The sequence below is a fragment of the Streptomyces sp. NPDC052773 genome (genome assembly GCF_044547145.1).
Lineage (GTDB): Bacteria > Actinomycetota > Actinomycetes > Streptomycetales > Streptomycetaceae > Streptomyces.
In genome coordinates, this window is the sequence record NZ_JBITZX010000005.1 from 417,314 (window position 1) to 431,628 (window position 14,315).

Below are 14,315 nucleotides of genomic sequence, written 5' to 3' on the forward strand. Positions count from 1 at the left end.
CACGCGAGGGTGGGTGGGCAGGGCAGCGGCACGGCGGCCGGGTGGGGAGTCAGCGGCTCCCTCCAGGCTGTGGCAGTTTCAGCTTCAGCGGGCCGCAGCCGAGGCGGGCGGCCTCGGCCTCGACGTAGCGGGGGAAGAGGGTGCGTACGTCCGCGCTCATCCCGCTGTCGTTGACCTGTACGAGGAACACCGTCGTGCCTGTCTGGCAACGGGCCCGGAAGACGCCGAGGTTGGGGCCTATGCCCCCGAGGCCGGCGTCGGAGCTCACCCGGTCGCCCTCGTCGAGCGCCATCCTCCCGAAGATCGCGGCCAGTCGCGGGTCCTCGACGGTCATCAGGCGCTGTTTCGGCTGCGAGCCGGTGATGCCCCGGTCGCAGGTGCGCACCGGGCCGCGCCCGTTGGTGATCACGGGGTAGTAGTCCGGCTTGCGTTTCTTGCCCAGGGACAGTCCCTTGATGCCGCAGAGCGCGTCCGGCTTCTCCGTGCGGGTGTAGCGGGCGGCCTTCGGCAGGCGTTCGACCGGATCGGCGATCGTGCCGGTGCAGCCCAGGTCCGCGCTGACCTTGTTGACGAGCTTCACGACCATGCGGGCCATCCAGTCCCGCTCCTCGGTACGCGGCTCCAGGTCACCGATCCAGCCGCCCCGGGCGATATCGACGACGGTCGGCCCGTCCAAGTCGCCGGGCCGGCCCAGGCAGCCGTCCGGGATGGCGAGCCAGGCGCGGTTGTCCGAGGCCATGCCCAGGAGCCCGCCGCCGAGCGGGGTGAGACGGGCGGAGAGGAACTCATCAGCCCACGTGCCATCGTCGCCGGCCCGATCGTCCAGCCGGTGCACCCGGGCGGTGAGCGCCCATTCGTCGCCATCGCTGTTGGTCAACTGGCAATTGCCGGTGGGACCGTCCAAGCGCTTACCGTGCAGTACGGGCGCCTCGACCGCCTTGACGTCCTCGGGCTCGCGGAACATCGGCGCGAGGTCGTCGCGGGACAACGCGCCCCAGCACACCTCGTCCGACGCGAACGGCCCGGCCTGCGTCTGCCAGGCCGTGCCGCCGACGCCGAGCAGCACCCCGGCGAGACCTGCGGCCAGCAGCGGCCGGACCCGGCCACGAAGCAGTCTGCGCCAGTGCCACCAGCGCAGGCGCCGCTCGCTGAGCAGCTCCCGCTCGGCGGGCAGGGGCCGCTCGTCCCGGCTCGGCTCGTCAGCAGTACTGCTCACCGGGCGGCTCCCTTGGGGGCTATGGGGGCACAGCCCAGGCGAGCGGCGGCCGCGTTGACGAAGGCGGCGAGATGGCCTGCGTCGGTGGAGGCGCCCATCAGGAAGGTGGCGGGCCGGCCGGCGCAGTCGGCTCGTACGATCGCGTGCTTCTCACCGATGGTGCCCGTGCCGCGCCAGCCGGGGGCCACGGGGCGTTCGCCCGCGATGCCGTCGAACACCGCGGCCAGCCGGGGCTGCGCGACCATCGCCAGCCGCAGGTACGGCACGTCGTCGCGATCGCCGCGGACGCTGCACGTCTGCAGGTCACGGGTGACCACGCCGATCTGGTCCTCGAGGTCCTCCCTGTCGGGGCGCAGGCCGCGGATGCCGCAGACGTCGTCCGAGGTCCTGAAGACAAGCTCCCACTCTCCCGGCAGGTCGTAGACCGGCGAGCTGATCCTCAGCGGCTCGTCCGGCGCGCAACCGGCCGCCGCCATCCCACGGTTGGCCGCCTCGACGAGCAGCACCGCCGCCTGACGGGCGCCGCCCAGATCGGCTGGATCGCTCTGGGTGTTCGAAGCGCTGGTATACGTGCCGGACGCGTACATGGTGACGACGGTCGGCCGGCCGTCCTGCGTATCGCAGGACTTCGGGAGCACCAGCAGGCCACCGCGCCCGTTCACCGTGCCCGGCAGGCCGTCCGGGAGCGGGACCATGTCCCCGCCCAGAAAACCGTCATGGATCATCGCGAGCCGGGCCTCCGCGGCCTCGGGGACCGGCCCGTACTCGACGGACACCTGCTGGTCGATGGTGACCTTGCCGCCGTCGTAACTGCTTTCGTAGTCGCCGGCGATGGCGACCTCGCACCTGCCGGTCGGGCGCTCGGGAGTGGGAACCGTCTCCGTGCTGGTGCGTATCCCGTCGTCATCGTCTCCGAAGGCCTCTTCGCCGAGAAAGTCCGGGCCGCTGTCCTGCTCCCATGCGCCCCAGCAGTACCGGTCCTTCGGCCACGGCCAGGTGTCCGCCGCCCACGTCCCGAACCCGGTGCCCGCGAGCGCGAGCACCAGCGCGGATACCAGCGACAACCGGCCGCGCCTGCTCTGCGGCAGCGCTCGGCGCAGCCGACCGGACGCCGCAGACATCCCGTCTGCCTCACTCACCCCATGATCCCCCTCCGACGCAGACAGGCGTCGTGGACCGCCACGGCCTACCCGCGTCCTTGCCGTAACCACCCGCTCCCCTGTGGGCACCGCAGGCGGCGCATATCAGGGCCCGCGCCCCACCGGAAGCACCGGTGCCTCGACGGACCGAGCTCATACAGCATCCGGTACTCGAGTCGGCAAACCGGCCTGCGACGCACAGCCCGCGGCCTCGGCCACCGCCCTTGCCATTGAGTTGAGGATGACCATGACGTCTCTTGCTTCGGTATCCCCCCGCAACCGGTATGTGTCTCTATACATCTCGGCCTTCACATAGTCCGTATCTCCGATGTATGCATCCTTGGCCGGCGCGTCGGTCGGGCAATGAAAGAAGAGGTCAGCTCCGTTGCTGCCTACCTGCGCAAAGACACCGATCGGGTATCGAGTTTTCCTCTCACCCGAATCCCCATTTCCTGAGGGGTGGGACGCAGACGCCGAGAAACGGACCTGAAACAGCGGCTTGTCGTCACCTACCTGATAAATCGAACACTCACTCTGGTTCCGGTATTCGTCATGGAGGTGCTTGACCGACCTACTCACGGAGAATTTGTTCGACCGGCCTGCCTGATTCACTCCGGTGGCCTCTTCAAACCTTTCCGCGCCCGCCAGGCGCTGCAGAGCATCCGCCGCTGCAGCGTCAAGCGACCCATCACACAGGTTACTTGCAGGTGTCCCTGCCTTTTCACTCTCAGCATCACTGGTGTGGGAGCCACTACTGCAACCGCCCATCAGCATCGCAGCCGCTGCAAATAGGGCAGCCGGCCTCGGAACTCTGCCCCGTGCTGTCGGAAGCATCATTACTCACTCCTTGTAGGAGGGTCGACCTCGGTAGTCGTTCTCCAGCGTCCCCGTACCCATGTAGCTGCCCTTGATCCCTTCCACCCAATCCTGATCATCCGCCTTGTCGGCAGCCTTCGGATGACCCTCGAAGTATGCTTTGTAGGTCTCTCCCAAGTCTTCCGTTCCTTCGAGATAGAAATCCCTGCTGGCCATCTGCGAAGGACCACTGGGATCGGCTGCTGCTTCTTCCGTTGCCTTATCGATTTCGTGACCGAGCAGTGTATTAGCTGCGTTGACGATCTGATCCGCAGCGACAGGAGCAATCACCAGGGCAGCAGCAGTGGAGCCAGGAAGAGGAACAGCGGCGACTCCGCCGGCCACCACTGCACCCGCCATCAGCTTCTTCCAGTCGGACGAGCGGGCGAGTTCCTTGTTTGCTTCCTCGGATTCCTCACCGTAAGTCGTGGCTGCCTGCTGCACGCGAGAGTGATCAAGAATTCCTCGGGCTTCCGCACCGACTGACATAGCGTCTCTAGCGCGGTTCATGTTTTCTTCACTGGTGGCCGGGTTGGCATCCAAGAGGCTCAGGGTGTACATGTGCTGCGCCGCGGTGACAATTTTGTGTGAGTCCTCATTTTGGCCGAGGACACTCAGGAAATCGATGGCCCCTTGATTTCCAATGCTTGCCCGACCGTCGTAACGAGCCGGGAAGTTGCCCGCGTCCTTTCCGTGATCGTTGATGCCGGAAAGCTCGTAGTCGATGTCGTCGATGTATGCACCGCCGATCTTCCCCAAACTGTCAGCGAGTTCAGGCTGCGTGTGCAGCAACTTGGGGCCGTTCTCGCCTCCGTAGAGGTACGCAACCTGTTCAAAAACAGCTGCGGTGTTCGCCGTACGGCGGTCACCTGCCACGGTATCCTTTGCGTCGGCGTCGTACGGGTATCCAGTCGTCGCTGCCTCCAGCGCGTGACCGAATGCGTCGCGCCCGGCGACGTAGCCATCTTTACCGTCCATCGCGGTATCGGGTAGCCAGAGACGTTCACTGGTCAGATACTTGAGATGCTCGTTGACCTCGGATTCGGCGTTCACCGTGTCTCTTTCCAGCGTCGGCATGGAAGTATCCGAGAAGTCCGGGCGGGCGAAGAACTTCTCCGAAGCGCCAGGGTTGTGACCCAACGCCTCTAGGAAGCCCGTCACGGGGTCCCGGCCACGGTCATTCTTGTTGCCCCACAGGTTGAGATCTCCCGTGTTCCAGTTGTTGACCCACGGAGTGGTGGCCCGTCCGTTGACCTGCTTGTCGTACGCGAGGAGTTCGTCACCGTATCGGTAGAGGAAATCGTCGTCGTAGTCACCGAAGCGCATGAGATTACTCATGACAGCGTAGCCGGTGGGATTGCCGGCATCGCCAATCCCGAGCTGGTTCGGACCCAATTTGATCATCTGGTCCTTCCAGTTCGCCATCTGGTCACTGTCGGAGAGTGTGGCTTGACCCAGAATGATTCCGAGGTTCTTCTGAAGCTGCTTGGCCTGCTTGTCCCGCGCGGGGTCGTGGTTGAATTCCCCCTGGTACGGGTCAGCAATACCAGCCCAGAAAGTAAGCGCCTTCTTCGGCCCTACCTGCGCAGCGAACTCCTCTGCGAAAAGCGGATCATTCTTGTATTTGACCAGGGCGCTGTTGAGCGAAGCGAGTTCTGTGCTCGTAACGTCGCGAGGATCCTTCGCGAGGATCTTGGCCATCCTGTCAGCCTCTGAAATGGCCTTGGCCGCTGAATCCCGGCTGTCATAACTGGCACCAGAGAACCCGTACTTGGCCTGATCCACGATGAGGCGCAGTGCCTTCGCTGCGGTGGAGTCGCTCTGAGTGGCCTTGCTCAGGATGCGCTGGATCTCGTCGCGAGTATCGTCAACCTCCTTCTGGCTGACTGCACCTTGCTCGCCGCTCGGGTCGGACGCCCAGTCGGGACGGGTGTTGGCCACGACCGTGAACGAGCCGTTCCCTGTGTCCGCAACGGTCAGGTGCTTCTTAGCGGCGCGGTCGATGGCGTCGTTGAGTTGGGTCCGGTAGTCAATGAGTTCCTGTCGGGTGTCCTTGAGGATCTTGGCGACCGTGTTCGCCTGGGCATGCGCGTCAGCGAACTCAGCGGCGGTCTTCGTGATGAACTCACGGCTGACAGTGGCGTTGACGCCCGTCCACTGGGCCTTGTCGGCCTTGGCTTTGAAGTTGTCCTCGGCATCCTTCTTCAGATCGGCAAGTTTCTTCGTCATCTGTTCCCAGTCGGTGATCGCTTCACCGAGCTGGGAGAAGTTGCCGTAGCGCAGGGCATCGAGGTCCATCGGCGTCAGTGGCCCTTCCGGTCGTCGAAACCCTCGTCGAGCGTGGCGATGCTGCTGACTGCGCCGGCGATGTAGGTGTCGTCGGCAGCGTGCTGGTTCTTCGTGAACCGCAGGTGGTTCGAGATGTGGGCACAGGCGTCCAGGAGTGTCTTGGTCTGCTCGCTCCAGCGCGCCGTCACATGCTCGAGTGCGCCGCCGAGAGCAAACCCCTCACCCTTGAGGCCGCCCGCGGCCGTCTCGGAGGCAACTCGTGCGTGCCCGCTGTAGGTGGTGAAGTCGTTGAACAGGTCGCGGGCTGCCTTCCCCACGGCTTCCAGATCCTGGTTGCCGACCTTGAGGTCTCCCTGGGTGCTCCCTTGGTCGGCGGGGTACTGATTGAGCTGCATCCGTGTGGGACGATGCTCCGCCGCCGATGCCTTGAGCTGTTCCCACTCTTCCCACGCCATAGGCGTTTCCTCCCCGTGTCAACTCATTGCGAACAAACACAAGCCTGGTACTGCTGCGGGGGCGCGGGGCCATGCCGCCATGGCCCGCGCAAGCACGGGCGGGCGTCGTGGATGAAGGCCCATGGCATTGCGTCAGGGCGACTCTCGGCGGCTATACGGGCTGCCGTGTGGCGTACCGCCGTCCGGACCAGGCTGGGTGAACTGCCCACCTCCGTACGCGGTCTGCCGCAGGGGCGAGCCGGGCGGCGGTGGTGGGGTGGCCCTGCGGCGTGTGCGGGCGACGACGACCGCTGCACCGGCGGCTGCGAGCACGACGGCGGCCCCGACGCCCAGGGCCACCCGCAGTGTGCTGTCGTCGTCCTGTGCCCCCGTGGCGTTCGCTCCGGTCGTGTCGTGGTCCTCCGCCGCTGAGCCCGCTTCCGGTGATGCGGGGGCGCTGGCCGCCGGGGACGGCGAGGAAGCCGCCGCCGGGAGGTCGGGCAGCGGGTAGTCATCCGCGGGGCCGGGGTCGCCGGGGTTCTGCAAGGCGATGCGGGGGCGGACGATGCCGTAGCCGATGGAGTCGTTGCGCTTGGCGCCGTCCGTGGGGGCGCCGATGGTGTTCAGCATGACCCGGAGTACCTGGTTGTTGGTCCAGGTCGGGTGCTTGGACCAGATGAGGGCGGCGCTGGCGGAGGCGAGGGCGGTGGCGTCGCTGGTGCCGCTGGTCTTGCACAGACCCGTTTCGGTCCCGCAGGCGTGGACCATGTCCTCGCCCGGGGCGGCCATGTCCACTTGGGGACCGTACTGCGAGAACGAAGTGCGGTGGAGGTCCTTGCCGACGGCGGCGACACCGACGACTCCGGGTTCTGCTGCCGGGTATTCGCGATCGTTGTTCTTGTCACCGTTGTTACCGACGGCCGCGAAGACCAGTGAGCCCTTCTTCAAGGCGTACCGCACGGCGGAAGTCAGCTGCGGCGACCGGGGGAGGCCCACCGACAGGTTGATCACCCGGGCGCCGGCATCCGCCGCGTAGCGGATCGCCTCTGCCACCTTCTCGTTGAACTTCTTCGCGTTGTAGTCAGCCGTCGCAGGCAGTCGGACGGGAAGGATCTTGGCTCCGGGCGCTAGACCGAAGGCGCCTTTGCCACCGCCGTATGCGCCTGTCCCGGCGATGAGGCCTGCCATTCCCGTGCCGTGGCCCAGTTCTTCGTCGTAGTCGGTGTGCTCGTCCCCCGGGCGGTCGGCAGGCGCGAAGTCTCTGCCCTTGAGTACTCGGCCTCGCAAGTCCGGGTTGTCGGGGTCCACACCGGAGTCGAGGACGGCCACGGTGATGCCCTTACCTGTGGTGACCTGCCACATCTCCTCAGCTCGCATGGCGTCCAGGTGCCACTGCTGAGAACGGGTGGAGTCGGCGTGCGCCTGGTTGGCTGTGCCGCCCACCAGCAGGAAACCTGCGATCAAGCAGGCCGCGGCACGAAGCCGGGGGTGCGTGGTCCTGTTGGTGGGCATGTACGACCCTTTCCTCTGTGTCCTCAATCGGCAGTCCGCGCGCTTCGGCGATCGCTTGGCTGCCTTCGACTCTGTTGAGCGCCATGCGCCGGCTCGGAAGCGCCTCGACCCGCGGTGTGGGCGGCACCCGTGCTCGGCAGGCCCCCCGAGACCCCGTCACGCGTCGGAGCGGTGGGTACCGAGGTGCCTGGCCACACGGGTGGACGGCCGGCCTGCTGTGGGGTACCACCGACTACACCGCTCTGCGCGGTGGGCAGAAGGCGGCCAGTGTTCGCTGCGCCATCGGAGCGGGCAACCGTCGGAAGCCCTGTCGGCCCTGCCGTGGGGACACGGCCGGCCGAACCACGGTCCACAGCAGGGCCGACTCCGACGACCGTCCCACCTGGCAGGCGCCCCGATGGCTTGCCCGTGGTGGGCGTGGCAGCCGGATGTCCGCCGACGGTGCTCTGATTGAGGGGGCGTCCGCCCGTAACACCGGTATCCGTTGGCCGTCCACCTGTGACACCGCGGCCTGCCGGCCGACCACCCATGGCGCCGGGCCCCATCGGCCGTCCGCCCGTGACACCGGGCTGAGCGGGAGCTACGGGCGTTGCCCCGGCGGCAAAGGGAACACTGCGGCCCGTGGTCTGACCGGGAATGTTCCTACCGGCAGTCGGCCCGGGTGTCGGTCCGGCGGGGAGCTGACCACTCCCCGGGATTCCACGGCTGCTGGGCAGCCCCGTGCCTCCCTGCCCAGACGGAAACGGTGTGCGTCCGCCGGTGATCGCCCTATCCCTCCCTTGGACCGTGGCCACACGGCGCGCACCGCTGCCGGAAATTGGCGGGATCATTCCTGACGCGGACGGCGGTACGGCCATCTCCGGACGAGGCGGTGTGGTCGGCCCCGGTGTGGGCGCCGGTCCTGTGGAGGGGCGGAGAGTTTCCGGGAGCGTGCTGACCGAGTCGATTGTGACGTGCGTCGGGCGCTCAGCCTCCACAGGGCGAGGCTGATGAACCGACACGCCACTGGGTGTCCCGTCAGCAACGGCTCGCTCCACGGCGTCACCACCCGCGGCGGTCGCAGCAGCAAGAGTAAATGCGCCGCCCCTCCCACCTTCCGAGCCAGTGCCCGGAAGGGCCAAGCTCTGGCCAGCATCGTCGTGTCCGGGCTTCGACGGCACGATCGCCTTGGGCGGCGGCGGAAACTTCGGCCGCTCCAAGCTGTCCATCTGCGTCGCCGACAGGTCATACGCCTGCGCCAGCTTCCGCATCTCGGCTACCGCCTCCTGGCGGACCTTCTCCTTGTGCGCCTTCAGCGCCGCGAGTTCGGCGGCGGACTTGGCGGCGACCGCGTCGGCGTCGGGGTCGTTGTGGTGGGCCTGGGCCGCCGCGAGATTGGCGGAGGCGCTCGACGCGTCGCGTGGGATGGACGCCTGGGCGGTGGCGATCGCGCTGGAGGCCTGGGAGAGCCACTTGCCGGAGTCGCCGCCGAAGTCGGCGAGGCGCAGTGCGGAGTTGGCGAGGTCGCCGGCCCAGGTGCGGAAGGCGTCCGCGCCCTGGCCCTTCCACTCCACCCACTGCGGGCGGATCCTCAGCTCCTCCGCGATCTTGCGGATCTCCTCCGCCGCGGAGGCCAGCTTCTCGGCGGCGGCCTGGACCGTCCCGCTGTCGGCCTGGTCCAGCCACGCGAGCATCTGCTCGTGGCTCATGCCCTCGAAGGGCGTGCCGCCACCGGATCCACCAGGTCCCTTGCCTGCCATCAGCCGTCTCCCCCTCCCCGTTCTCGTACCGTGCCCATCGCCCTCTGGGTCAGATCGTGCCGCCGGCGTCGCCGCTCGGCGGCTTCTGACCGCCGGTTTCGGTGGCGCCGCCCGTGGCGCCGTGATGCTTCGCACGCTCCGGGTCGTACGGGCCGCCGTAGTGCTCCGTCGTCTCGGCGGTGATCGCGGCCATGCGGTTGCGGACGTCCAGGTCGATGTTCTCGTAGCCCTTGTGGGAGGCCAGGACCGCGATGGACATGGCCTCCATGCAGTCCGAGAGCAGCTTGGAGAAGCTCTCCAGGTCGGTGATGACCTTCTCGTACGACGTGTGCAGGCCCGCCGCCTCGACCCAGGATCCGTCGCCGCCGCCGAACTGCTTGCGTGCGAGCTGCTCCTGACCCACCTTGGTGGGACCGGCCGGCGACTCCTTCAGGTCGCGGATCAGTTCGTCGACCCGCTGCCGGAATTTTGTGAACGACGACAGCTCGGTGGACAGGTCCTGGACCGCGTCCCTCGCCGTGTCGAAGATGCCGGACAGCCAGGACGAACCCGTCGCGCCCGTCGACGCGCTCCCCGAACCGCCACTGTCGCTCGGCAGCACTGGCGCCTCCCCGTTTCCCCGTCCGGCCTCCGGATCAGACGAGACCGCGCCCATTACTCTAGTGATCGGCTGTGACAGCCGGTTCGGGTCATGCGTCACAGAGTGAACATTCAGCCATCAGGCCACGGGCTCTCCGCGAACCATCAGGGCCAACCTCCGCACCGCGCTTCCACTCATACCGATGCCCGCCTGAGCTCGGCGTTTGCCGGGACGGTCGTCGCTTCTGTCTGTCCCGGGCATCACTGGCCACTCCGATGACCACTTCAGACAGGGAGCCGACTCCATCTTCCGTACCGATCCGGCGAGACTCCGCCGCTGAGCCTCGTGACTGGATCGATGGGGATACGGGTCCTGACACCGGCCATGAGCGGGTCACACCCCTCACCCAGTCCATCGACAACAGCCGGCCATGCTGGCGGTCCATCGGCCTGGGGTGCAGCGACCCAAGCTCTCGCCAGGTAAGAGCATCTCCACGATCACCTGGCTCGACTACAACGCTCCCGACACCATCCCACAAGCAGTGAGCGGCCGATACGCGGAAGAGGGCGGTCCGCGCCTGTACGACTACCTCCCGGGCAACAGGACAGCCCACGAGAACGCAGTTGGAAACACGGCCCACACCACCGTCATCGGGCACAGTTATGGCAGCACTGTTGTCGGCGTCTCGGCACAGTCCGGGACCTGGAGAGACCCGGAGGCAGTCAATGACTACGTCTTTGCGGGGAGCCCGGGCGTCCAAGCGGATCACGCGGGTGACTTCGGCATCGGCGCGCAACACGTCTGGGCGATGGGCGGCCCATGGGATGACCAGGCGGTACGCCAAGGCGGTCGGCTGGTGGGGCTCGGCGACAATTGGACCTTTCCCACGGACGAATCGTTCGGCGGCAATGTCATGAAAAGCGACTCGGGTGGGCATAGCGGATTCTGGGATGAGGAATCCCTGACTCTACGAAACCAGGCCGCCGTGATCACCGGCAAATACCATAGGGTGGAACTTGAATAGGAAAATTTCGATACTTACTCACATTGTCGCGACCTGGGCAATGCTGGCCGCGTGCTCACAGGGGAGTGTGGCGGCTGACGTGAAAGTTCGTGACGGGGATGTGGTCAAGGCAGAGGTCGAGCAGGCATCGAGCCGAATTCTGGAAATCATGGCGCTCAAGGGCAAGGTGACCGATACGGGAGCCATGATTACGCGGTGCGCGGACTATGATCAGGAGGAGGAGGTCTACCGAGCCCGCCATCCGTGGAGCGTCTACCAGGCCCCTGTGGCAGACATGCAAAAGGCCATGGACCGCCTTCGTGACGAGCTACCCAAGAGAGGCTGGAAGATCGTCAAAGACGGTGTGGATAACAGTCCAGCCAAGAGTCCACAGCTTGTCGCTCAATCCAAGGAGGACGAATTTGCGGTGGACGTGCGGCTGCTTGACGAGCGCAAGTATGGCGACGATCCGTCGCTGATCGAAGTGACAGTTGAGTCAGCCTGCTATCGAGCCAAATAGGCGAGCAGCGGCCGAGACCTGGGCCCGAGAAATGGAATAGCTGGCGCACACCCTTCGGCGCACCGACGTGATGTCTTTGGCCCGATGAACTGGCATCCCCATGACAACTGAGGCAGCGGCAGGGTCGCCGGAACCGTCAGCCCGCCAGCGGCTCAAGCGGAGTCTCGTTGGGTGTTGCCAGCCCATCCGACGCATGGCAGGCGCAGCCGCAGCGGCACATAAGCGGCAGTCCCCCGCCGTACGGCAGCGGGGTATCTCTCAGGCGTCGGCAAGCGCTCTGCATGTCCACGTAGCCGGGCCAGCTCGCCAGTGTGCACTCTGAAAACAGCGCTCGTTCGCCGGCTGTCGTGCCGGAACGCCCGCTCGCCCCCTCGACCCCGGCTTGGCGGGGCAGGGCGGACGTACCCTGCTGCCCCATCTCCCACTGGCGACTCAGGTCGGCGTTTCAGCGTCGCGCCCCAGGAACCGGGATGACAGTCGTCGCTCCGCCACCTATCCGGGAGGCAGGATCAACAAGGGCTTGGTGGGGTGTGCCGAGCTGGCGGAACGCAGGGTCGGGGGGGCGCAGGATCTGGCTGGAGGGAAGGGCCGTTCTGCTGGAGCAGAAGGGAACGCGTCGGCGGATACCGCTCGCGGCGATCGAAGGGGTCCGGACTCTGGGCGCCGGGCAGCGATCGGTCGAGATCGCTCTCTGGGGCAGTGAGGGCGCTCCGGGACCGGTTCATGCTGGAGGGCCGGGACGCCGCTCAAGCGCTCCGCCTCGTCGAGGTGGTCAACCGGGCGCGGTCGGAGAGCGCTCCGCCGGGCGGTGGGGGCGGGCCAGGTGCAGGTGTTGTCCGTGGGCCCCTCAGCCGGCGTAAGCGAATGAGCCCTCGCGAGGTGTCATCGCGGCACCTGCCGACCCCGCCGAGGGCGACCAGTCCGGCGACTGAGAAGAGCTTCGCTCCTAGCTCTCCCCTCGCGGGAACGACACCTCCACCCTTCGGTTCTTCTTGCGGCCCTCTTCCGTGGTGTTGGAGGCGATGGGGTAGTCCTCACCGTAGCCGCGGACTTCGAAGGTGACTCCTGGGTCGTTGAGTTCGGTGGACAGGATTTCGTGGACGGCGTTCGCGCGCTGCTTTGAGAGGACGTCGCCGTGGGCGGAGGAGCCCAGGTTGTCCGTGAAGCCGAAGACGCGGATGCGGGTGGCGTTCTGGGCTTTGATCTCCTCGGCGATCGACCGGATGCGGGCCTTCGACTCCGCGCCGAGTTTGGCGCTGTCCCTCGGGAACAGCACCTCTGCCTGGAGGGCGAACTTCACGTCCGCGTTCGTGTCCTCCCGGCGTTCCTCGCCGCTTTCGTCCTCCACGACCTGCTTGATGTCGAGCACTTTCGGCTCGGCCAGCGTGGCGCCCTCGGGGAGTTTCAGATCCGGGTCGTTGGCGTCGAGTTCGACCGGGGCCGTGGCGGTGGCCTCGGTGCCGGGCGGGACGCTGGGGTTGTCGTCGGCGTGGGCGGTGGTCACGGTGTAGAGGGTGGTGGTGAGGAGGAGGGTGGTGGTGGCGAGGGCCAGGGGGAGACGTTGGGTTGGGGTCATCGGTGGCCTCACCCGGAGATGGAGATGGTGGCGCTGGCGAATGTGGGGAGTTGGAAGGTCACTTCGGTCGTGTCGGACGGGGGCGCCGGGAACTGCATGAAGACGGCGACGCTCTCACCTGACCTGATCGTCGACAGACCCGTTGTCGTGAGCGGGCGGCCGTCCGTGTCGCGCAGTACGTAGTAACGCTTCTTGCCCTGGGAGTCCACCAAGGTGGCGCCTCCGAGGGACCTGCCGTTTCTGATGATCTCCGTCTCGTTGCCGCTCAGAGAGGCGGGGATGGCGACGCTCTTCGCGCCGTCGTTCTTCAGGTCTCCGTTGACGGTGACGAAGCCGCCGGAGTCCCGTTCCGCCGAGGTGATCTGGAGCAACAGACCGTTCGAGCCCTTCAGCTCGGCCAGTGGCGCCTCATCCTGCCCTTCCTGAGCGCTCGGCTGGGACCCGCCGGTCCTGGAGGCTGATGCCGAGTTCTCCGGTTTCTTGTCGTCGCCGTCTCCGCCGCCGCATCCGGCCACGCCGAGGGCCAGGCCGGCCACCACGGACAACGCGGCCATCCCCCTGCGGGCCTTCGCTGTGAACCGAACGCTCATGCCTCTGCTTCCTTCGTTCGCTCGTCGTTCGCGTGTCAGTCGGCCAGGTGGACCTCGAAGAGGTCCTCCGGGGCCGGTAGATCGGCGGGGTCGTCGTCCGGGGACAGGTCCCACTCCTCGCCCTCGCAGTCGAGCGGGGGCAGCTCTTCATCGCCCGCGCCCTCCGCCGACAGCTCGAAGGTGCAGCGGGGCTCGACGACCGCCTTGGCCGACGCCTTCGCGTACATGCCTTCCGTGCCGGGCACGACGGAGTCCCCCACCGGCTCGTCGGTCTCGACGTCGACCCGGTAGCCGAGCGGCCCCTCAGTGCCGCAGCCCTGTACGTGGGCGTCGTTCCGCGCGGCGAGCTGGTGGGCTCGCCAGCAGGCGTCAGCCACCTGCACCTCGCCGTTGAAGATGCCCTCCCACGCGGCCGGGTCCTTCAGGTTGTCCAGCCACTCCCCCGCCAGTTGGTCCCGGACCTCCAGCGCCGCGGCCAGCGCCGCCGCATCAGCCGCCGTCTGAGCCTCATTACGGGTTCCCGCGGCCTGGCCGACCGCAAGGTAGGCGAACGCGAGAAAGAGCAGGCCCGCCACCACCGTGATGTAGATGGGGAAGGCCTGCCCTGAGTCTCCGCCGTACCTCCGTGGCCGCATCAGCCGCCGGTGACTTCGGCGATCTTGGTCGTGATCGCATCGAAGATCGTCTGCCCGATGTCCGTCCCCGTGATAGCCAGCACGATCGCCACCACCACCGCGATGATCCCCAGGTACTCCACCGCGGTCTGGCCCTTGTCGTCGTTCCACTTGTGCATGGGGTTTCCCTCCGGAAGGCGCGCTGTCGGTGGCGGGAGGGTAGGGCGGGGCGGGGGTGGGGGTCGAGG

12 protein-coding genes are annotated in these 14,315 nt (G+C 66.9%); 2 read left to right on the forward strand and 10 right to left on the reverse strand.

Going from position 1 to position 14,315, the window contains the following annotated elements:
• Positions 1-49 precede the first annotated feature (49 nt).
• The 6 genes from ACIG0D_RS14655 to ACIG0D_RS14680 all read right to left on the reverse strand — a co-directional run bounded on the left by ACIG0D_RS14655 (position 50) and on the right by ACIG0D_RS14680 (position 9,785).
• Complete coding sequence (locus ACIG0D_RS14655) at positions 50-1,216, reverse strand: hypothetical protein (RefSeq protein ID WP_399800097.1); 1,167 nt, start codon at positions 1,214-1,216, stop codon at positions 50-52.
• The gene (locus tag ACIG0D_RS14660; protein WP_399800099.1) at positions 1,213-2,355 is read right to left on the reverse strand and encodes a hypothetical protein; all 1,143 of its coding nucleotides are present in this window, start codon (positions 2,353-2,355) and stop codon (positions 1,213-1,215) included. Before ACIG0D_RS14660 ends, ACIG0D_RS14655 begins: the two co-directional genes overlap by 4 nt.
• 840 nt (positions 2,356-3,195) lie before the next feature.
• Complete coding sequence (locus ACIG0D_RS14665) at positions 3,196-5,508, reverse strand: hypothetical protein (RefSeq protein ID WP_399800102.1); 2,313 nt, start codon at positions 5,506-5,508, stop codon at positions 3,196-3,198.
• Positions 5,509-5,513: 5 nt separating this feature from the next.
• Positions 5,514-5,954 carry a hypothetical protein gene (locus tag ACIG0D_RS14670; RefSeq protein ID WP_399800105.1) on the reverse strand — a complete coding sequence of 147 codons (441 nt, stop codon included), beginning with the start codon at positions 5,952-5,954 and terminating at the stop codon, positions 5,514-5,516.
• A 132-nt stretch (positions 5,955-6,086) separates the two neighbouring features.
• Positions 6,087-7,445, reverse strand: a complete 1,359-nt coding sequence (mycP, locus tag ACIG0D_RS14675; RefSeq protein ID WP_399800107.1) for a type VII secretion-associated serine protease mycosin — start codon at positions 7,443-7,445, stop codon at positions 6,087-6,089.
• Positions 7,446-9,233: 1,788 nt separating this feature from the next.
• The gene (locus ACIG0D_RS14680; RefSeq protein WP_399800110.1) at positions 9,234-9,785 is read right to left on the reverse strand and encodes a hypothetical protein; all 552 of its coding nucleotides are present in this window, start codon (positions 9,783-9,785) and stop codon (positions 9,234-9,236) included.
• Between the two features lie 409 nt (positions 9,786-10,194).
• Between ACIG0D_RS14680 and ACIG0D_RS14685 the strand changes: the two genes are divergently transcribed.
• Together ACIG0D_RS14685 and ACIG0D_RS14690 are read left to right on the forward strand one after the other, a co-directional pair.
• Positions 10,195-10,788 carry an alpha/beta hydrolase gene (locus ACIG0D_RS14685; protein ID WP_399800112.1) on the forward strand — a complete coding sequence of 198 codons (594 nt, stop codon included), beginning with the start codon at positions 10,195-10,197 and terminating at the stop codon, positions 10,786-10,788.
• A gap of 67 nt (positions 10,789-10,855) precedes the next feature.
• Entirely contained in the window at positions 10,856-11,287 is a 432-nt protein-coding gene (locus ACIG0D_RS14690; RefSeq protein ID WP_399800114.1) for a hypothetical protein, read from the forward strand.
• A 946-nt stretch (positions 11,288-12,233) separates the two neighbouring features.
• On the opposite strand, the gene ACIG0D_RS14695 is transcribed toward ACIG0D_RS14690, so the two are convergent.
• The 4 genes from ACIG0D_RS14695 to ACIG0D_RS14710 are packed head-to-tail and all read right to left on the reverse strand — an operon-like array spanning position 12,234 to position 14,246.
• Positions 12,234-12,863 carry an OmpA family protein gene (locus ACIG0D_RS14695; RefSeq protein WP_399800116.1) on the reverse strand — a complete coding sequence of 210 codons (630 nt, stop codon included), beginning with the start codon at positions 12,861-12,863 and terminating at the stop codon, positions 12,234-12,236.
• A gap of 8 nt (positions 12,864-12,871) precedes the next feature.
• On the reverse strand, positions 12,872-13,453 hold the full coding sequence (locus tag ACIG0D_RS14700) for a hypothetical protein (RefSeq protein ID WP_399800119.1): 582 nt from the start codon (positions 13,451-13,453) through the stop codon (positions 12,872-12,874).
• 35 nt (positions 13,454-13,488) lie between these two features.
• Positions 13,489-14,088, reverse strand: a complete 600-nt coding sequence (locus tag ACIG0D_RS14705; RefSeq protein WP_399800122.1) for a pilus assembly protein TadG-related protein — start codon at positions 14,086-14,088, stop codon at positions 13,489-13,491.
• Complete coding sequence (locus tag ACIG0D_RS14710; RefSeq protein WP_166002041.1) at positions 14,088-14,246, reverse strand: Flp family type IVb pilin; 159 nt, start codon at positions 14,244-14,246, stop codon at positions 14,088-14,090. Before ACIG0D_RS14710 ends, ACIG0D_RS14705 begins: the two co-directional genes overlap by 1 nt.
• Positions 14,247-14,315 lie beyond the last annotated feature (69 nt).